This is a genomic window from Streptomyces sp. NPDC038707 (assembly GCF_040636485.1).
Classification (GTDB): Bacteria; Actinomycetota; Actinomycetes; order Streptomycetales; family Streptomycetaceae; genus Streptomyces.
Genome location: NZ_JBEZUP010000056.1, coordinates 1 through 18,614 on the forward strand (window position 1 = coordinate 1; position 18,614 = coordinate 18,614).

The following is an 18,614-nucleotide window of genomic DNA, read 5'->3' on the forward strand; positions in this document are numbered from 1 at the left end:
GCGGGCCCTGCTCGACATCCCGGCCCCGGAGGCCGGCGGCCCGGAGGACTGAGCGCCGATGGGAGTCTTCGTCTTCCTGCCGCTGGTGCCCGCGGGCGCCACGGCGCCCCTAGATGATCAGGGACAGCAGCAGCACCAGGCCGCCCGCGACCACCGAGATGATCGTCTCCATCAGCGACCAGGTCTTGACGGTCTGCCCGACCTCCAGCCCGAAGTACTCCTTCACCAGCCAGAAACCGGCGTCGTTGACATGGCTGAAGAAGAGCGAGCCCGCGCCGATGGCGAGGACCAGCAGGGCCGTGTGGGCGGTCGACATGTCGGCCGCGAGCGGCGCCACCAGGCCGGCCGCCGAAACCGTCGCCACCGTCGCCGAGCCGGTCGCCAGCCGGATCGCCACCGCGATCAGCCAGGCCAGCAGCAGGGCCGGGATCGACCAGTCCTGGGAGATGTCCAGGATCATCCGGCCCACACCGGAGTCGATCAGCGTCTGCTTGAAGCCGCCGCCCGCGCCGACGATCAGCAGGATGCCGGCGATGGGCATCAGACCCTTCTCCACGGTCTCCCGGAGCCGGTCCCGGGTGAACCCGGCGGGCCGGCCCAGCGTGAAGAAGCCGACGATCACGGCGGCGAGCAGGGCGATCAGCGGGGAGCCGACGACGTCGAAGACGCGCTGGGTGTGGTCCGCGGGGTCGTCGACGACGATGTCCACCAGCGCCTTGGCCAGCATCAGCACCACCGGCAGCAGCATGGTGGCGAGCGTCGGGCCGAAGCCCGGGCGGCGCTCCAACTGCTCCGAGGCGCGCTGCGGCAGCATCCGGTCGGGGGCGGGCACGTCCACCCAGCGGGCCGCGACCCGGGAGAACAGCGGCCCGGCGATGATCACGGTCGGGACGGCGACCACGATGCCGAGCGCCAGGGTCACGCCCAGGTTGGCCTTGACCGCGTCGATGGCGACCAGCGGGCCGGGGTGCGGCGGGATCAGGCCGTGCATCACGGACAGACCGGCCAGGGCCGGGATGCCGATGCGCATCAGGGAGTAGTTGCCGCGCTTGGCGACCATCAGCACGACCGGGATCAGCAGCACGATGCCGACCTCGAAGAACAGCGGCAGGCCGACCACGGAGGCGATCAGCACCATCGCCCACGGCATCGTCCGCCCGCCGGCCTTCGCCAGGATCGTGTCGACGATCTGGTCCGCGCCCCCCGAGTCGGCGAGCAGCTTGCCCAGGATCGCCCCGAGCGCGATCAGGACACCCACGCCGGCCACCGTGGAGCCGAGCCCGCTGGTGAAACTGGTGATGGCCTTGTCGAGCGGCGCCCCGGCGACCGCCCCGAGCGCCAGCGACCCGATGGTCAGCGCCAGGAAGGCGTGGAGCTTGAACTTGGTGATGAGCAGGACGATGAGAGCGATGCCCACCAGGACGGCGATGCCCAGCTGGGCGTGCCCGGCGGAGGTGATCGGCGGAGGGGCGTCCGCTGCCAGCATCTCGACGCTGAGTCTGGTCACGGGGTTTCCTTGCGGTTACGGGGGATTTCTGGGGGCGCTAGTGGGAGCTGCCCGCGGTGTCGGGAAGCGTCGCGAGGGCCTGTACGGCGCGCTCGGTGATCTCCTCGGGGCCGCCGCTGACGTCCACGGCGACTCCCGCCTCGTCCGGCTGGAGCGGCTGGAGCGTGGCGAACTGGGAGTCCAGCAGCGCGGTCGGCATGAAGTGGCCCTGCCGCTGGGACATCCGTTCCTCGATCAGCCGGCGGTCGCCGGTCAGGTGCAGGAACACGATCCCGGGCGCGGCGGCCCGCAGCCGGTCGCGGTACGCCCGCTTCAGCGCGGAGCTGCTGACCACCCCGCCCAGTCCGGCCCTGCCGTGCGCCCAGTGCCCGATGGCGTCCAGCCACGGCCACCGGTCGGCGTCGTCGAGCGGGATCCCGGCCGTCATCTTGTCGATGTTGGCCTGCGGGTGGAAGTCGTCGCCCTCGGCGTACGGGACGCCCAGTCGCGCGGCGAGCAAGGGACCGATCGTGGTCTTGCCCGTCCCCGCGACGCCCATCACGACGACGACCTGGGGGGTTCGCATCACTGCCTCGCTGTCTTCCTCGACATCCGACGCCACTGCGGCGTCGCCACACTGAAACCCATTAGGTACGACGAATTCAAGAGGGTGTGATGTATAAGTCTGACTTTTTATGTCTGTGATCCAGGCCGTACGCTGAGTGCATGAGCACACGGGGCCGGGGGCTGCACGGCCATGTACTGGACTCCCTCGGTCCCGCCATCACGTCCGGCGAGTACCCGCCGGGCAGCGTGCTGCGGACCGACGAGCTCGCCCAGCACTTCGAGGTCTCCCGCTCCGTGATGCGCGAGGCCGTCCGCGTACTGGAGTCCATGCACCTGGTCGAGTCCCGCCGCCGGGTGGGCGTCACGGTCCGCCCCAAGGCCGAGTGGAACGTCTACGACCCGCAGGTCATCCGCTGGCGGCTGGCCGGCGCCGACCGCCCGCACCAGCTCCGTTCGCTCACCGTGCTGCGCTCCGCCGTCGAACCCGTCGCCGCGAGTCTGGCCGCCCAGCACGCCACGGCCGAGCAGTGCGCCGAACTCACCGAGTGCGCGCTCGGCATGGTGGCCAACTCACGCGGCCACCGGCTCGAGGCGTACCTGTTCCACGACGTGGCCTTCCACCGGGTCATCCTCAACGCCTCCGGCAACGAGATGTTCGCCCGCCTCGGCGATGTCGTCGCGGAGGTGCTGACCGGCCGCACCCAGCACGAGGTCATGTTCGAGGACCCCGACCCGGCCGCCGTCACCCTGCACGTGCGGCTCGCCGAGGCGGTCCGCGCCCGGGACGCGGCCCGCGCCGAGGAACTGACCCGGGAGATCACCGCGGGCGCCCTCCAGGAACTGGACATCCTGGCCCCCTGAACGGCGGGGGTGGAGGGCGGCGCTTTCGGCCTGATCGTTGCAGAGTGCGGGCGGCGGCGGCTCGGAACGCGGCCTGTCAGCGGCCTGTCACTCGTCGAGACGCTGGAGGATCTGCTCGAACTCGCCGTTCTCGATCAGGCCGGTGAGCACCCGGGTCATCGCGCTGACGCCGGCATCGCGGACGATGAGTCGGTCCGAGCACCAGAAATAGCGGCCGCCCAGGGCCTCGCCGCTCGTGGCCCACCGCTTCATCAGGATCCCGACCTGCGCGAGAGTGAGGACGGTCGCGCTCCACCGGGATCCGTCAGGGAGGTCCACGAAGACGTCGACGTTGTCCACGGCCTCCAGGTCCTCGCCCACGTCCGGCAGGAACGCGGCCTCGAACCGTTCCGTGCGGACGCGGTACCAGGGGCCGTCCCAACTGCCGGGCTCCGCACTCTTCCCGATGGCCCGTGGGCCGGCACCGGTGCACGGGGCGGCGCCGGTCACCGGACGGCGCCGCGCCGGCGGGCATCCTCATCAGTCTCCTCCACCCCCCTGACGAACGGGAACCGGCCGGACCGGCACCCGGTACGGCACTTTTCCGGTCTTCGTCCCCCGCGCGCGGCCGGGACGCGGTTGGATGTCCTCATGACCTCCGCCGAGCACGCGCGGCTGATGCGCGCCAACCAGGCGAACTGGGACGCCCGCACCCCGGTCCACGTCACCAGCCGGTTCTACGGCCTGGACGAAGACCTGGATCCGGAGCGCTGGTTCGCCGCGTTCGAGTGGGAGGACCTCGGCGACTTGTCCGGCCGGGACGTGCTCCACCTCCAGTGCCACCTCGGCACGGAGACGCTCGCCCTCGCCCGGCGTGGAGCCCGGGCGGTCGGCCTGGACTTCTCGGCGGCGTCCGTGACGGCCGCGCGGGACCTCGCCGCGAAGTCGGGCCTCGACGTCACCTACGTCCAGGCCAACGTGTACGACGCCGTGGCGGCGCTCGAGGGCCGGCGGTTCGACGTCGTCTACACCGGCAAGGGCGCCCTGTGCTATCTGCCCGACCTCGGCCGGTGGGCGGACGTCGTGGCCGGGCTTCTGCGGCCGGGCGGGCGGTTGTACGTCGTGGAGTTCCACCCGCTGCTCAACGCGCTCGGCCCGAAACCGGGTCCGGACGAGGGACCGGAGCTGCTGCTGCGCCACGACTACCTGGGGGGCTCCGGTCCGGTCCACCGGGACGCCACCCACACGTACACCGACGGACCGGCCGTCGAGGGCGCCACGGACAGTTACGAGTGGATGCACGGGGTGGGAGAGGTCGTGAACGCGTTGACAGATGCGGGACTGGGCGTCCGGCGACTGCGGGAGAGCGACGAGCTTCCCTGGCCGCGCTGGCCGCGCATGGTCCGCACGGACTCCGGCTGGTGGCGGCTGCCCGAGCCCCGGATCCCCCTCCTGTACGGCCTGCTGGCCGTTCGCTGAGCCTCCTTGCAGCCGTACGGCCGTGCAGCGCGAGCCGCAGGCGACAGGACCTAATCCTCGGGGAACTCCCCGTCCACGTACACCCACGCCCCGGCCACCCGCTCGAACCGGCTCCGCTCGCGCAGCGCACCGCCCCGGTAGGAGGCGCGGAACTCCACCGTGCCCGTGGTGTGGAACGCCGACCCGCCGGCCGTGTCCAGGATCTCCAGCCCCGTCCACCGCATCCGCGGGTCCAGCTCCAGCCGCTCGGGCCGGGTCCGCGGATGCCAGGTGCGCAGCAGGTACGCCGCGTCCCCCTTCACGAACGCGCAGTACCGCGAGCGCATCAGCAGCTCCGCGGTCGGCGCGGCCGCCTGCCCGCCGTGGAACCGGCCGCAGCAGGCGTCGTAGGGCCCGGGAAGTCCACAGGGACAGGCGCGCGAGGTCATGCGCCCATTGTGCCCGGGGCAGCGGAGGCGCCCGGCACCGGCCGGGTGCACAGTGGAAGGGCTGGACCGCACACCGGCACAGGGAGGAGGGGCCGAGGATGACCGGACCCGCGAGCAGCCGGCCTCCCGCCGTCAAGGAGTGGCGGCTGAACGTGTACCTGTCCGAGCACGATCCGGACACCACGGCCCGGATCGTCCTGGACACCGGGGACAACGTGCTGGAGAGCCGCGCCGAGGCCCGCCGCAACTCCCACGACCGGGCGATGCCCGAGATCGGCGACGAACTCGCCGCCGGGCGCGCCCTCATCGCCATGGGCCGCCTGCTGCTGCGCGCCGCCGACGGCGACATGAAGGCCACCGGAGCGGCCGACATGGACGGCCCGGCCCCGCTCTGGCTGCCCCGCGAGTGAAGGAGTGCCGCCGTGCGTTTCGCGAACCGTCTGGCAGCCGGACGGCGGCTGGGGGAGCGCCTGGAGTACCTCAGGGGCCAGGACGTGGTGGTGCTCGGGCTGCCCCGCGGCGGGGTGCCGGTCGCCGCGGCCGTCGCCGAGGCGCTCGACGCCCCCCTGGACGTCCTGCTGGTACGCAAACTCGGCGTGCCCTACCAGCCCGAGCTGGGCATGGGGGCGATCGGCGAGGACGGCGTCCGCGTGATCAACCAGGAGGTGCTGCGCGCCACCGGCGTCGGGCCGGACGATCTCGCGGCGGTCGAGGAACGCGAGCGCCGGCTCCTCGCGGCGCGCGGCGCGCGCTACCGGGGCCAGGCGTCCCCGGCCTCCGTCGCCGGCCGGACCGCCGTCGTGGTGGACGACGGCGTCGCCACCGGCTCCACCGCCCGGGCCGCCTGCCGTGTCGCCCGCGCCCGCGGCGCGGCCCGCATCGTCCTGGCCGTCCCGGTCGCCCCCCGCGACTTCGCCCGCCGCCTCGGCGAGGACGCCGACGACCTGGTGTGCCTGGACACCCCCTGGGACTTCGCCGCCGTGGGCCAGTTCTACAGCGACTTCACCCAGGTCGAGGACGAGGAGGTCACCGCCTGTCTGCGGCGGGCCGCCGAACGCCACCGGCACACCGCGGGCGCCGCCTCCGGCGCCCGGGAGGTCACGGTGACCGCCGGTGCCGTCCGGCTCGGCGGCCGGCTCACCGTGCCCGACGGCGCCACCGGCATCGTGATCTTCGCCCACGGCAGCGGCAGCAGCCGGCACAGCCCGCGCAACCGGTTCGTCGCCCGGGGACTGCACCGGGCCGGGCTCGGCACCCTGCTGTTCGACCTGCTCACCGACGCGGAGGAGGCCGACCGGGGCAACGTCTTCGACATCGGACTGCTGGCCAGGCGACTGCTGGACGCCACCGCCTGGCTGCGCGAGGAACCCGACGCCGAAGGGCTCGCCCTCGGCTACTTCGGCGCCAGCACCGGCGCCGCGGCCGCCCTGTGGGCCGCCGCCGACCCCGCCGCGCGGCCCGCCGCGGTCGTCTCCCGCGGCGGCCGGCCCGACCTCGCCGGGGCCCGGCTGCCCGAGGTGATGGCACCCACCCTGCTCATCGTGGGCGGCGCCGACCCGGCGGTCCTCGACCTCAACCGGGCCGCGCAGGCCCGGCTGCGCTGCGAGAACCGGCTGGCCGTCGTCCCCGGCGCCACCCACCTCTTCGAGGAGCCCGGCACCCTGGAGCGGGTCACCGAACTGGCGTGCGCCTGGTTCACCGACCACATGGCGCCCGCGCACGTGTAGGCGGCGACCGTGTCCGAGGGGGTCACCCTGTTCCTGGCCGGGGACGTCATGCTCGGCCGGGGCATCGACCAGATCCTCGCGCACCCCGGTGATCCGGCCCTGCGGGAGGACTACGTCCACGACGCCCGGGACTACATCGCCCTGGCCGAGGCGCTGAACGGCCCGGTGCCCCGGCCCGTGGACCCCGCCTGGCCGTGGGGCGAGGCCCTGCCCGTCCTGGAGCGGGCCGCGCCCGACGCCCGGGTGATCAACCTGGAGACCGCCGTCACCGCCGACGGCGACTTCGCCCCCGGCAAGGACATCCACTACCGGATGCACCCGGCCAACCTGCCCTGCCTGACCGCCGCCCGCCCCGACGTCTGCGTCCTCGCCAACAACCACGTCCTCGACTTCGGCCCCGCCGGTCTCGCCGAGACCCTCCGCCGGCTCGCCGCCGCCGGAGTGCGCACCGCCGGCGCCGGACCGGACACCACCGCCGCCCGACGGCCCGCGACCGTCCCGCTGCGCACCGGCGGACGCCTCCTCGTCCTCGCCTTCGGCATGCCCTCCAGCGGCATCCCGCAGAGCTGGGCCGCCACCGCCGAACGCCCCGGCGTCGCCCTCGTCACCGGGCCCACCACGGCCGCCGCCCGCGACATCACCGACCGCCTGCGGCGCAGCCGGCGGCCCGGGGACATCGTCGTCGCCTCCGTCCACTGGGGTCCCAACTGGGGCTGCACCGTCACCCGCGACGAGGTCCGCTTCGCCCACGCGCTCATCGACGCGGGCGCCGACATCGTCCACGGCCACTCCTCGCACCACCCGCGCCCACCGGAGATCTACCGCGACCGGCTCGTCCTGTACGGCTGCGGCGACCTCGTCAACGACTACGAGGGCATCGGCGGCCACGAGAGCTACCGCGACGACCTGCGGCTGCTGTACCTGGCCTCGCTCGACCCCGGCACCGGCCGCCTGACCGGACTGCGGATGGTGCCGCTGCGAGCCCGCCGGCTGCGCCTGGAGCACGCCGGCGCGGACGACACCGCCTGGCTGCGCACCGTCCTGGACACCCACGCCCGCCGGCACGGCACCCGGGTCGACCACGCGGCCGCCGGCACACTCACCGCACGGCCGGCCGGTTCAGCGGCCAGGCGCGGAGCACCACCTCGTCCGCGGTGAGCCGGCCACGTCGCGCGGCGACCACGCCGCAGCGCATCCGGCCGAGGCGCGGCACGGAGTGCGCGCCGGGGACCACGACGATCCCGGCCCCCACGCCCGGCTGCCGGTCACACCACACCCCGAGAAACAGAAAGACCCCAGATCGACTGGGGTCTTCGCTGGTGTCCGAGGGGGGACTTGAACCCCCACGCCCGATAAAGGGCACTAGCACCTCAAGCTAGCGCGTCTGCCATTCCGCCACCCGGACAAGGTGTCTGTCGTGCGAGGTCTTCCCTTTCGGCGGGGTTTCCCTCGCGGCGACGAAGGAAACATTACCAGGCTTTCGGGGGTGCCCGATCACCCCGTCCCCGGCGCCCGCCGCACGTGAACGGCGTGTCACAGGCCGGGCCCCGTCTTGGGCCCGGCGCGGGGCCGGAGAGAGGATGAGGGGGACCACCAGCAGTGACAGCGGGAGGAAGCATCGTGAGCGAGACGGGCACGGCCAGGACCGTCACCGGCGAGGACGAGGTCGTGGACCTCTGCCGCGAGCTGATCCGGTTCGACACCAGCAACTACGGCGACCACTCCGGCCCCGGCGAGCGCCAGGCCGCCGAATGGGTCGCCGAGAAGCTCGCCGAGGTCGGGCTGGAACCGAAGATCTACGAGTCGCACCCCGGCCGCGCCTCCACGGTGGCCCGGATCGAGGGCGAGGACCCGTCCCGGCCCGCGCTGCTCATCCACGGCCACCTGGACGTCGTACCGGCCAACGCCGTCGACTGGACCCACGACCCGTTCTCCGGGGAGATCGCCGACGGATGCGTCTGGGGGCGCGGCGCCGTCGACATGAAGGACATGGACGCGATGACGCTGGCGGTCGTCCGCGACCGGCTGCGCAGCGGGCGCCGGCCCCCGCGGGACATCGTGGTCGCCTTCCTCGCCGACGAGGAGGCGGGCGGCACCTACGGCGCCCGCTACCTGGTCGACCGCCACCCCGAGCTGTTCGAGGGCGTCACCGAGGCCATCAGCGAGGTCGGCGGCTTCTCCTTCACGGTCGACGACCAGCGGCGGCTGTATCTGATCCAGACGGCCGAGAAGGGCATGCACTGGATGAAGCTGACCGTGGCCGGCACGGCCGGTCACGGGTCGATGATCCACCGCGACAACGCCATCACCGAGCTGTCCGAGGCGGTCGCCCGGGTCGGCCGGCACAGGTTCCCCGTGCGGGTCACCAAGACCACCCGGGCCTTCCTCGACGAACTGGGCGACGCGCTCGGCACCGAGCTGGACCCGGAGGACATGGAGGCCACCATCGCCAAGCTCGGCGGCATCGCCAAGCTGATCGGCGCGACCCTGAGCAACACCGCCAACCCCACCCAGCTGAACGCCGGCTACAAGGTCAACGTCATCCCGGGCGAGGCCACCGCCCACATCGACGGACGGTTCCTGCCCGGACACGAGGAGGAGTTCCTCGCCGACCTCGACCGGCTGCTCGGCCCGAACGTCCGCCGTGAGGACGTGCACTCCGACAAGGCGCTGGAGACCGGCTTCGACGGCCCCCTGGTGGCGGCCATGCAGTCCGCGCTGCTCGCCGAGGACCCGACCGCCAAGGCGATCCCCTACATGCTCTCCGGCGGCACCGACGCCAAGTCCTTCGACGACCTCGGCATCCGCGGCTTCGGCTTCGCCCCGCTGAAGCTGCCGCCGGAGCTGGACTTCGCCGGCATGTTCCACGGCGTGGACGAGCGGGTGCCGGTCGACGGGCTGCAGTTCGGCGTGCGGGTGCTCGACCGGTTCATCGACGCGTCATGAGGACCCGGCCCCGGCCGCATGGCCCGATATTCGGCCAGTCGTACGAGACGAGCTGAGACGGGTGAATGCGACGATCAGTTCGTAGCTTCATTGGTTCCTCCTCGTTGCATCTGATGTGATCCCGCGCCTTGGGGTCGCATTGCCAACTAGGAGGAACAATGCTCAAGAAGGTCGTCGCCGCTGCGGCCGCCACCGGTGGTCTGGTTCTCGCGGGTGCGGGTCTCGCCGTCGCCGACTCCGGCGCCCAGGGTGCCGCCGTGGGCTCCCCGGGTGTCGTGTCCGGCAACGTCATCCAGGCGCCCGTCCACGTCCCGGTGAACGTGTGCGGCAACACGATCGACGTGGTCGGCGTCCTGAACCCCGCCTTCGGCAACGTCTGCATCAACAAGTGACGCAGACTCCCTGAGGGGCGTCCTTTTGCAAGCCGTCGGCCCCGGAGCGCGCGCCACGCGCTCCGGGGCCGACCGGCTTTTCGAGAACGAGAGCACGGAAGGCAGGGGGGAATCCAGCATGCGACAGGGCACGCGCAAGGGCCTGATGACCATGGCCGCCGCGACCGGGGTGATCGCCGCCGCGGGCGGCTACGCGCACGCCGACTCGGGCGCGACGGGCACCGCCGGGGGCTCGCCCGGCGTACTGTCCGGCAACACGGTGCAGGCGCCGGTGCACGCTCCGGTGAACATCTGCGGCAACACCGTGAACGTCGTCGGGCTGCTCAACCCGTCGGTGGGGAACAAGTGCGGCCATGACGGCGCCCACCACGGCGGCGCCCCGGGAAGCCGGCCGGGCGGCTCCGCCGGCAGCGGCACCGGCGGCTCGCGCGCGGACGGTCACACCGGCGGCTCGCCGGGCATCGGCTCCGGCAACACCGTGCAGGTGCCGGTCGACGTCCCGGTGAACGTCTGCGGCAACAGCGTCGACATCATCGGTGTGGGCAACGCCACGACCGGCAACGACTGTGCCGACGACGAGGGGTACGGCAACCCGCCCGGGAAGCCCGGAGGACCGGGAGAGCCAGGGCACCCGGGACAGCCGGGCAAGCCCGGGCAGCCGACGCATCCGGGCAAGCCCGCCGAGCCCGGTCACCCCGGCGGGCCGGGCAGGCCCGGCGGCCCCGGTGAGCCCGCACGGCCGGGTCAGCCCGGTCACCCCGGACCCGGCACCGCGCCCGGCAAGCACGTCGCCCACCCCCACGGCGGGACCCAGGTCACGGCGGAGGCGGGCCGCTCCGCCCGGCCGCAGGCCGACGGCCAGCTCGCGCACACCGGCGGTGACCTGCCGCTCGGCATCGCGCTCCCGGCCGGCGCCGGTGCGCTGCTCGCCGGTGCGGTCCTCTACCGCAAGGCCAGGGCCACGCGGTGACCGCGAAGCGATGAGCGGCGAGCCGTGACCGGGACCCGGTGAGCGGACGACGGAGCGGGCCCTGCCATGCCGGCGGGGCCCGCTCCGTTCGCGCCCGGAGACCTCTCCGGGCTCACCATGTGGCGCGTACCTGGCGGATGATCCGCCGGCGCAGCCGCACCTTGCGACTGCCGTCGCGCAACAGACTCAGTCGGTCCAACTCCCAGTGTCCGTACTCGGCATGGTCCGTCAGCAGACGCGTCGCCTCCTTGCGGGACACCCCGCGAGGTACGTACACGTCGACAAATTCGTATTCCGGCATCGCATCTATTGTGCGGGCTGGTGCCCGGTACGGATAGCGTCTGCACTATGTCTGATGCTGCGCAGCCCACCGCTGCCGAGGTACGCGCCGCCGCCGAGGCGGTCAAGACCGCGCTCGACCGTCATCTGGCTGCGATCGAACGCAGGTCGGGAGAGGACGACCCGGCCGTCTCCGAGGCGTTCAACCAGCTGGCCGCAGCCGCCGAGGTGTACGACGAGCTGCTCTACGACCGTTATGACGAGGTCACGCCCTTCGAGATCCCCGGCGCCGAGGACGCACTGCCGCCGTACGCCGGGCCCGGGGAACCCCACGCGATCAGTGTGCTGATCCGCCGCGACTACACCGTGGCGGAACCCCAGCGGCTGCTGGCCCAGGCCCAGCGGGTCGAGGCGGCGGAGTACGACGACGGCGGGGACGACGAGGCCGCCCGGAGCGTTCCCGGCGCGCTGGGGATCCTGTTCGGCGAGTTCGAACCGGACGAGATCGCCTCCCGGCACAAGGAGTTCGGCCTGGAGGAGGGCGACTCCACGCTCTGGGTCACGGCGGCGGAGGAACCGCCCGAGGCCGGGGAGTGGCTGGCGGCGCCGTTCGAGCACATCGATCCCCAGGGGGTGGTGTGCCGCTTCGACGTGAGCGCCGTCTTCGACGACGACGCCTCCGACGACGACGAGGACGAGGACGAGCTGGACTTCGTCGAGGACGACGAGGAGCTGGAGCCGCTCGACGCCGACAAGTGAGGCAGCCGGCGGCGCCGTACCGGCTCCGGTCCGGTACGGCACCGCCGGGCCCCTGCCGCGGCGTGGGGAGGGCGGGTCAGCTCGCCGGCACCTGCGGGCGCAGCAGGGTCCCCAGACGCGTGGTGCGGGGCTTGGCCGGGACCTCCGCGACCGCCCTCGGCAGGGCCTGCTCCACACCGTGGACGACGGACAGATGCCGTTCCGCCCGGCCGAACGCCGTGTACACCCAGGGGCGGCTGAGCGCCTGCGCCGCGTCGCCGGGCAGCACCACGACCGCCGCCGGCCAGCGGGCGCCCACCGCCTGGTGCGCGGTCAGCGCCCAGCCGTGCCGGACACTGCCCTCCACCCGCTCGCGCGGTACGACGACGGGGGCGCCGGCGCACGACAGGTGCAGGCCGTCGGCGTCCGCCTTCACCACCACGCCCGGCACCGTGCGCCCCGGCGCGGGGGAGTGGACGATCCGGTCACCGGGGTCGAAGCCGCCGAACCGGCCGGGGCCGGGGTTGAGGCGCTCCTTCAGGGCGGCGTTGAGGGCGCGGGTGCCGGCGGCGCCGCCGTGGCCCGGGGTGATCACCACGGTCCGGTCGGCCGGCACGCCGATCGCCCGCGGCACCGAGTCCGCCACCAGCTGCACCGTCCGGTGCACCGCCTCGCCCGCGTCCCGCACCGGCACGATGACGATCTCCTTGCCGGGGGCGGCGACCTGGTGCAGCTCTCCGGCGCCGATGCCGGAGACCAGCTCGCCGAGGGGGCCGGGGTCCGGGACGCGGGAGACGGTCTGCGGGCAGACGCGGGCCGCGAGGAGATCGGCGAAGACCCGGCCTGGCCCTGCCGACCACAGCACCCCGGGGTCACCGCTGAGCACCAGCCGCGCCCCGTCGGGCAACGACTCCACCAGCATCGCGGCACTCTCCACATCGAGCTGCGGCGCGTCCAGCACGACCAGCAGATCGACCTCCCAGGCCCCGTCGGCGTCCCGCCCCGGCCCCTCGCCCCCGCCCAGCAGCCCGGCCACGGTGACGACACCCTGCGCGGCGGGATCCACACCCGGCCGGGCCGCGTCTTCCCCCTGACGCCCGGTGGCTCCGCCCGGCTGGTCCGGGTGCCCGCCCGGGTGCCCGGAGGCTGCGTCCCGCCGCTCGGAAGCCGCTGCCAGGTACGCCGTGAGGCGGTGACGGCCGTCCGAGGTGTGGCAGGCCGCGTAGGCCCGCAGACCCGCGGCCCGGGCGGCTCGGAGCAGCGCGGCCGGTTCGGCGCGGGCCGCCTCCCCGCCGGTGTGCAGCACCAGGCCGTGTCCGGCCACCGCGCGGGCCAGCTCGGCCGCACCGCCGGACAGCCCGGCGACGACCGCCTCCCACGCCCGCGCGGACTCCTCGGGCACCGAGTTGACCAGCCGGGCCAGGCCGTCGGCGAGACTCTCCTCGGCCAGGGCGTACCGCTCCAGACCGACCAGGACCCGGACCGGCCGCTCCTGCTCCTCCTCGGTGTCCTGGGGCGCGGGCGCGCCGGGCTCCTCCAGGGCGTCCTGGAACACCAGCGCCTCACCCTCGGCGAGCGCGTCCTGAACCGCCGCGTCCGGGTCCGGCACGCCCTGCCGGCCGAGCGCCGCGGTGAGCGTGGGCAGTTCCAGGGCGGTGTGCCCGGCCACGGCCGCCTGCTCCAGCAGCCAGACCGTCATCGCACGGCCCCGCCGCTCGTCTCCCGGACCGCAGTCCGGCCCGAGCAGCGCCCGCGCGAAGCCGTCGGCCTGTTCCGGCCGTACCCCGGCGACCCGGAGCAGCTGCCAGGGGTCCTCCCGGAGCGCGGTGCCGGCGCTCTCGCCGAGCACGGCCGCCACCTGAGGGGCCAGGGTGTCCGGCGCGCCGCCCTCGGCCAGCACCCGGCGCACGGCGTCGACGGTCTCCGGCGCGGGGGCGCCGGGCGGGACCGGGGCGGTGGCCGGCTGGGGCCGGCGTACCGGTTCGGGGGCCGGGCGGCGCGGTGCCGGCGCCGGCTCGGCGAACACCGTGGCCACCGGCTTCTCGCCGCTCTCCACCGCCCGCACCGCCGCGAGCAGGTCGGCCGCCGTGCCGCTGAGCTTGGTCCCGCTCTCGATGCGCTTCTTCTCGGCCTTGCGCCGCTCGATCCGCTCCCGCTCGATCCGCTGCGCGGCCAGCTCGGCCTCCGCCTCCGACAGCGAGCCCGAGCCCCCCTCGCCCTCACCGGCGGCACCCTCGGCACCCACGGCAGCGTCCCCGCCCTCGGCCGGCTCCGTCCCCCCGGCCGCGGCGTCCTTCTCGGTCTCTTCCGAGGCGTCAGCCGTGCCGGTGCCGTCGGCCGAATCCGTCTGCCCGGCCGCGACATCCCCCTCGGCCTCCTCCGAATCCCCAGCCGTCTCCGTACCGCCGGACGCCTCGTCGTCCGTACGCCCCTCAGTACGCCCCTCCGTACGCGTACCCGGGCCGGTGCCTCCCTCCCGTGGCTCACCCTCCCGTGTCTCACGGGTGTCCGGCGTCCCCGGCCCGGCTTCCTCCGTGGTCTCCGGCTCCGTGCTCACAGCGTGCTCCAGTCGTGATCGGGATAACGGTGCACGGGCGCCGACACATCGTCCAGCGCCCGGCAGATCTCGTCAGGAAGACTAAGCGCCTCCACTGACAACGCCGCCGTGAGCTGCTGCGCGGTGCGCGCCCCGACGATCGGCGCGGTCACCCCGGGCCGGTCCCGCACCCACGCCAGCGCCACCTGGAGCGGGGTGACCGCGAGCCCGTCGGCCGCCGTCGTCACCGCGTCCACGATGCGGGTCGCGGTGTCGTCCAGGTACGGCTCGACGAAGGGCGCGAGGTGTTCGGAGGCGCCGCGCGAGTCCGGGGGAGTGGTGTGCCGGTACTTCCCGGTCAGCACGCCCCGGCCGAGCGGGGAGGACGGCAGCAGGCCCACGCCGAGGTCGAGCGCGGCCGGCAGCACCTCGCGCTCCACACCGCGCTGGAGCAGCGAGTACTCCATCTGGGTGCTGGCCAGCCGGGTGCGGGTGCCCGGCGCCGCGAGCTGCCAGGTGGCCGCCTTGGCCAGCTGCCAGCCGCAGAAGTTGGAGACCCCGGCGTACCGGGCCCGGCCGCTGCTCACCGCCAGGTCGAGGGCCTGGAGCGTCTCCTCCAGCGGGGTCTCGGGGTCGTAGGCGTGGATGTGCCACAGGTCGACGTACTCCGTGCCGAGGCGGGTCAGGGAGGCGTCGAGCGCGGCGAGCAGATGGCCCCGGGAGCCGTCGAAGCGGCGGTCGGGGTCGGGCACGCTGCCGGCCTTGGTGGAGATGACCAGATCCCGGCGCGGCACCAGTCCGTCCATGAGCCGTCCGAGCAGATACTCCGCCTCCCCGTCGCCGTACACGTCGGCGGTGTCGACGAGGGTGCCGCCGGCTTCCCAGAACGTCTTCAGCATGTCAGCGGCGTCGTGCTCGTCGGTGTCCCGCCCCCAGGTGAGGGTGCCGAGTCCGATCCGGGACACGCGCAGGCCGGTACGGCCGAGATGCCTCTGCTCCATGCGGGCGAGATTACTGGCCAGAACCGGTGCGACGGGTTGCCTGTGGATAACCACCCCCGAAGGGGACAGGCCCCCGTAGTCGGCCGGCCCGGGCCCGCGGGGTGACGGAGCCCCTCCCCTCGGCCCCCGCCGCTCTGCCGCCCAGCCCCGTCCCCGCGCTAAGGTCTGCCCCACAGGCACGTTACTCACGGGTAAGGGGAATCGCGCATGCAGCTCGGGATCAACCTCGGTTACTGGGGTGCCGGAATGGACGGCGACAACCTGGCCGTGGCCCAGGAGGCCGACCGGCTGGGCTACGCGGTGTGCTGGGCCGCCGAGGCCTACGGCTCCGACGCCGCCACCGTGCTCAGCTGGGTCGCCGCGCAGACCGAGCGCATCGACGTCGGGTCGGCCATCTTCCAGATCCCCGCCCGCCAGCCCGCGATGACCGCGATGACCGCGGCCACGCTCGACTCGCTCTCCGGCGGCCGGTTCCGGCTCGGCCTCGGCGTCTCCGGCCCGCAGGTCTCCGAGGGCTGGTACGGCGTCCCGTTCGACAAGCCGCTGGCCCGCACCCGCGAGTACGTGGAGATCGTCCGCAAGGCGATGACCCGGGAGCGGCTGACGTACGACGGCGCGCACTGGACGCTGCCGCTGCCCGGCGGCCCCGGCAAGCCCCTCAAGCTGACCGTGCACCCCGAGCGCGAGCACATCCCCCTCTACATCGCCGCCATCGGCCCGAAGAACCTGGAGCAGACCGGCGAGATCGCCGACGGCGCGCTGCTGATCTTCCCCTCCGCCGAGCACCTGGAGGAGACCACGGTCAAGCACCTGCGGGCCGGCCGGGAGAAGGCGGGCCTCACCCTCGACGGGTTCGACGTGTGCCCGACGCTGCCGATCGCCGTCGGTGACGACAAGGACGTGGCCCGGCTCGCCGACACCTTCCGCCCCTACACGGCGCTGTACGTCGGCGGCATGGGCAGCGCCAAGCAGAACTTCTACAACCGGCTGGCCCAGCGCATGGGCTACGAGAAGGAGGCCGCCGAGATCCAGCGGACGTACCTGTCCGGGGACAAGCAGGGCGCCGCCGCCGCGATCCCGCACGAGCTCATCGACCGGACCACCCTGCTGGGCTCCGTGGACCGCATCGCCGACCGGATGAGGGCCTATGCCGCCGCCGGGGTCACCACCCTCAGCCTCGCCCCGGCCGGCTTCACGCTGGAGGAGCGGCTCGCCTCCCTGCGGGCCGGCAGCGAGGCCCTGGAGCGGGCCGGGCTGGCGTAACCGCACGGGGAGGTTCGCGGCGGAGGTTTCCACGGCCGTGGTGGGGGCTCGGGGGTCTTCCCCGCCACGGCCGTCACCGGGAACAACGCGCCCGGCGCCGCACGGTTACGACCCCGGCCCGGCCGGACCCGCCGCCCCCGCGGAACCGGCCGGGCTCACAGCCAGCCGCGCCGCTTGAACAGCCGGTACAGCAGCACTTCCAGCGCGGCCATCAGCACGATCACCGCCGGGTACGACCACACCCAGTGCAGCTCGGGCATGTGGTCGAAGTTCATGCCGTAGATCCCCGCGATCATCGTGGGCACCGCCGCCATCGCCGCCCACGCGGAGATCTTCCGCATGTCGTCGTTCTGCCGGACGCTCATCTGCGCCAGATGGGCCGACAGGATGTCCGACACCAGCCGGTCCAGGGCCTCCACGGACTCGTTCACGCGCGTGAGGTGGTCGCCCACGTCCCGGAAGAAGGGCCGTGACTTCTCGTGCACGAACGGCACCGACGTGCCCAGCGGGCCGCTGCCGGCCAGCCGGGTCAGCGGCAGCGCCAGCGGTCCGGTCGCCCGGCGGAACTCCAGGATCTGCCGCTTGAAGGTGTAGATCCGGGACGCGGTGTTGCGGGACCCGCCGGTCTCCGGCCGGAACACCTCCGCCTCCAGCTCGTCCAGGTCGTTCTGCAGCTCCGTCGCCACCTCCAGGTAGTGGTCGACGGTGGCGTCCGCGATCGCGTACAGCACCGAGGTGGGCCCCTTGTCCAGCATCTCGGGCTCCTCCTCCAGCCGCCGCCGCACGGCCTTCAGCGGCGCCCCCTCGCCGTGGCGGACCGTCACCACGAAACCCTCGCCGACGAAGACCATGACCTCGCCGGCCGACACCGTGTCGCTCTCGGGCTCGTACACCACCGGTTTCAGCACCAGGAACAGCGAGTCGTCGTACACCTCCAGCTTGGGCCGCTGATGGGCCTTGAGGGCGTCCTCCACGGCCAGCGGATGCAGCCCGAACTCCCGGCTGACCAGGTCGAACTCATCCTCGGACGGCTCATGCAGGCCGATCCACACGAAGCCGCCCCCGGCCCGTGCCCCGGCGAGCGCGTCGGACAGGTCCGCGGGCCCCTCGGTACGGTGCCCGTGCCGGTAGACGGCGCAGTCGACGATCACGGAGCGCATTCTCCCTTCCGCCCGGTCAACGGCGCACCTCGCGATGCGCCTACCCTTGCCGCATGCCCACGCTGATCCTCGTAAGGCACGGACGTTCCACCGCCAACACCTCGGGCCTGCTCGCCGGGTGGACGCCCGGCGTCGCCCTGGACGAGCGCGGCGCCGCGCAGGCCGCCGCGCTGCCCGGCCGGCTCGCCGCGCTGCCGGTCTCCGAGGTGGTCACGAGCCCCCTCCAGCGCTGCCAGGAGACCGTGCGCCCGCTGCTGGAGGCCCGCCCCGGCCTGCGCTCCCACACCGACGAGCGGATCGGCGAGTGCCACTACGGCGACTGGTCCGGCCGCAAGCTCGCCGAGCTGAAGGACGAGCCGCTGATGGAGGTCGTACAGGCCCACCCGTCCGCCGCCGCGTTCCCGGGCGGCGAGTCCATGCGGGCCATGCAGACCCGCGCCGCCGAGGCCGTACGCGAGTGGAACGCGCGAGTGGAGCGCGACCACGGCGCCGACGCCGTCTACCTGATGTGCTCCCACGGCGACATCATCAAGTCCCTCGTCGCCGACGCCCTCGGCCTGCACCTCGACCTCTTCCAGCGGATCTCCGTCGAGCCGTGCTCCGTCACCGCGATCCGCTACACCCGGCTCAGGCCGTACCTCGTCCGCCTCGGCGACACGGGGGACTTCGCTTCGCTCGTCCCCCGCGAGGAAGCCGGCGAGGGCGACGCACCGGTGGGTGGCGGTGCGGGCGCACCGTGATCGTCGGCCGCAGTAGGGTGAAGCGACCCATCCCGTTCGCTTTCCCGTACGGCCCACCGCCG

Annotated in this window: 19 protein-coding genes and 1 tRNA gene; 11 read left to right on the forward strand and 9 right to left on the reverse strand. The window is 73.6% G+C overall.

Annotated elements, in window-relative coordinates:
• Positions 1-109 precede the first annotated feature (109 nt).
• Both AB0E62_RS38185 and AB0E62_RS38190 read right to left on the reverse strand, forming a co-directional pair.
• Positions 110-1,507: a gluconate:H+ symporter gene (locus AB0E62_RS38185; protein ID WP_362205125.1), complete on the reverse strand. Its 1,398-nt coding sequence runs from the start codon at positions 1,505-1,507 to the stop codon at positions 110-112.
• A 37-nt stretch (positions 1,508-1,544) separates the two neighbouring features.
• The gene (locus AB0E62_RS38190; RefSeq protein ID WP_362205128.1) at positions 1,545-2,072 is read right to left on the reverse strand and encodes a gluconokinase; all 528 of its coding nucleotides are present in this window, start codon (positions 2,070-2,072) and stop codon (positions 1,545-1,547) included.
• Positions 2,073-2,212: 140 nt separating this feature from the next.
• On the opposite strand from AB0E62_RS38190, the gene AB0E62_RS38195 reads away from it, so the two are divergent.
• The gene (locus tag AB0E62_RS38195) at positions 2,213-2,914 is read left to right on the forward strand and encodes an FCD domain-containing protein (protein WP_362205131.1); all 702 of its coding nucleotides are present in this window, start codon (positions 2,213-2,215) and stop codon (positions 2,912-2,914) included.
• Between the two features lie 87 nt (positions 2,915-3,001).
• Here AB0E62_RS38195 and AB0E62_RS38200 read toward each other — a convergent pair whose 3' ends face one another.
• The gene (locus AB0E62_RS38200) at positions 3,002-3,361 is read right to left on the reverse strand and encodes a hypothetical protein (protein WP_362205206.1); all 360 of its coding nucleotides are present in this window, start codon (positions 3,359-3,361) and stop codon (positions 3,002-3,004) included.
• Positions 3,362-3,544: 183 nt separating this feature from the next.
• On the opposite strand from AB0E62_RS38200, the gene AB0E62_RS38205 reads away from it, so the two are divergent.
• Complete coding sequence (locus AB0E62_RS38205) at positions 3,545-4,372, forward strand: class I SAM-dependent methyltransferase (RefSeq protein WP_362205134.1); 828 nt, start codon at positions 3,545-3,547, stop codon at positions 4,370-4,372.
• A gap of 50 nt (positions 4,373-4,422) precedes the next feature.
• Here AB0E62_RS38205 and AB0E62_RS38210 read toward each other — a convergent pair whose 3' ends face one another.
• Entirely contained in the window at positions 4,423-4,800 is a 378-nt protein-coding gene (locus AB0E62_RS38210; protein ID WP_362205137.1) for a YchJ family protein, read from the reverse strand.
• A gap of 98 nt (positions 4,801-4,898) precedes the next feature.
• On the opposite strand from AB0E62_RS38210, the gene AB0E62_RS38215 reads away from it, so the two are divergent.
• Genes AB0E62_RS38215 through AB0E62_RS38225 form a run of 3 tightly spaced genes read left to right on the forward strand, consistent with a single transcriptional unit; the run spans position 4,899 to position 7,685 of the window.
• Complete coding sequence (locus tag AB0E62_RS38215) at positions 4,899-5,210, forward strand: dsRBD fold-containing protein (protein ID WP_362205140.1); 312 nt, start codon at positions 4,899-4,901, stop codon at positions 5,208-5,210.
• 12 nt (positions 5,211-5,222) lie between these two features.
• Entirely contained in the window at positions 5,223-6,527 is a 1,305-nt protein-coding gene (locus AB0E62_RS38220) for a phosphoribosyltransferase family protein (protein WP_362205143.1), read from the forward strand.
• A gap of 9 nt (positions 6,528-6,536) precedes the next feature.
• On the forward strand, positions 6,537-7,685 hold the full coding sequence (locus tag AB0E62_RS38225; protein ID WP_362205146.1) for a CapA family protein: 1,149 nt from the start codon (positions 6,537-6,539) through the stop codon (positions 7,683-7,685).
• 159 nt (positions 7,686-7,844) lie between these two features.
• Here AB0E62_RS38225 and AB0E62_RS38230 read toward each other — a convergent pair.
• Positions 7,845-7,932, reverse strand: a tRNA-Leu gene (locus AB0E62_RS38230).
• A gap of 215 nt (positions 7,933-8,147) precedes the next feature.
• Between AB0E62_RS38230 and AB0E62_RS38235 the strand changes: the two genes are divergently transcribed.
• From AB0E62_RS38235 to AB0E62_RS38245, 3 genes are all read left to right on the forward strand, one after another.
• The gene (locus AB0E62_RS38235) at positions 8,148-9,473 is read left to right on the forward strand and encodes a M20/M25/M40 family metallo-hydrolase (protein WP_362205149.1); all 1,326 of its coding nucleotides are present in this window, start codon (positions 8,148-8,150) and stop codon (positions 9,471-9,473) included.
• Positions 9,474-9,631: 158 nt separating this feature from the next.
• A complete protein-coding gene (gene chpH / locus AB0E62_RS38240) occupies positions 9,632-9,865 on the forward strand; it encodes a chaplin ChpH (protein WP_362205152.1) in 234 nt (77 codons plus the stop codon).
• A 118-nt stretch (positions 9,866-9,983) separates the two neighbouring features.
• Positions 9,984-10,835: a chaplin gene (locus AB0E62_RS38245; protein WP_362205155.1), complete on the forward strand. Its 852-nt coding sequence runs from the start codon at positions 9,984-9,986 to the stop codon at positions 10,833-10,835.
• Positions 10,836-10,947: 112 nt separating this feature from the next.
• Here AB0E62_RS38245 and AB0E62_RS38250 read toward each other — a convergent pair whose 3' ends face one another.
• Positions 10,948-11,136, reverse strand: a complete 189-nt coding sequence (locus AB0E62_RS38250) for a DUF5703 family protein (RefSeq protein WP_043407302.1) — start codon at positions 11,134-11,136, stop codon at positions 10,948-10,950.
• Between the two features lie 47 nt (positions 11,137-11,183).
• Here AB0E62_RS38250 and AB0E62_RS38255 point away from each other — a divergent pair, with 47 nt between their 5' ends.
• Positions 11,184-11,873 carry a hypothetical protein gene (locus tag AB0E62_RS38255; RefSeq protein WP_362205159.1) on the forward strand — a complete coding sequence of 230 codons (690 nt, stop codon included), beginning with the start codon at positions 11,184-11,186 and terminating at the stop codon, positions 11,871-11,873.
• A 76-nt stretch (positions 11,874-11,949) separates the two neighbouring features.
• On the opposite strand, the gene AB0E62_RS38260 is transcribed toward AB0E62_RS38255, so the two are convergent.
• On the reverse strand, positions 11,950-14,409 hold the full coding sequence (locus tag AB0E62_RS38260; protein WP_362205162.1) for a helix-hairpin-helix domain-containing protein: 2,460 nt from the start codon (positions 14,407-14,409) through the stop codon (positions 11,950-11,952).
• Positions 14,406-15,389 (reverse strand): aldo/keto reductase, encoded by a 984-nt coding sequence (locus tag AB0E62_RS38265; protein ID WP_362205165.1) that lies wholly within the window; start codon positions 15,387-15,389, stop codon positions 14,406-14,408. Before AB0E62_RS38265 ends, AB0E62_RS38260 begins: the two co-directional genes overlap by 4 nt.
• A 207-nt stretch (positions 15,390-15,596) precedes the next feature.
• Here AB0E62_RS38265 and AB0E62_RS38270 point away from each other — a divergent pair, with 207 nt between their 5' ends.
• Positions 15,597-16,652, forward strand: coding sequence for an LLM class F420-dependent oxidoreductase (locus AB0E62_RS38270; RefSeq protein ID WP_362205168.1), 1,056 nt, complete (start codon positions 15,597-15,599; stop codon positions 16,650-16,652).
• Between the two features lie 155 nt (positions 16,653-16,807).
• Here AB0E62_RS38270 and corA read toward each other — a convergent pair whose 3' ends face one another.
• Positions 16,808-17,803 (reverse strand): magnesium/cobalt transporter CorA, encoded by a 996-nt coding sequence (corA, locus tag AB0E62_RS38275; RefSeq protein ID WP_362205170.1) that lies wholly within the window; start codon positions 17,801-17,803, stop codon positions 16,808-16,810.
• Between the two features lie 62 nt (positions 17,804-17,865).
• Between corA and AB0E62_RS38280 the strand changes: the two genes are divergently transcribed.
• Complete coding sequence (locus tag AB0E62_RS38280) at positions 17,866-18,552, forward strand: histidine phosphatase family protein (RefSeq protein ID WP_362205173.1); 687 nt, start codon at positions 17,866-17,868, stop codon at positions 18,550-18,552.
• Positions 18,553-18,614: the final 62 nt, after the last annotated feature.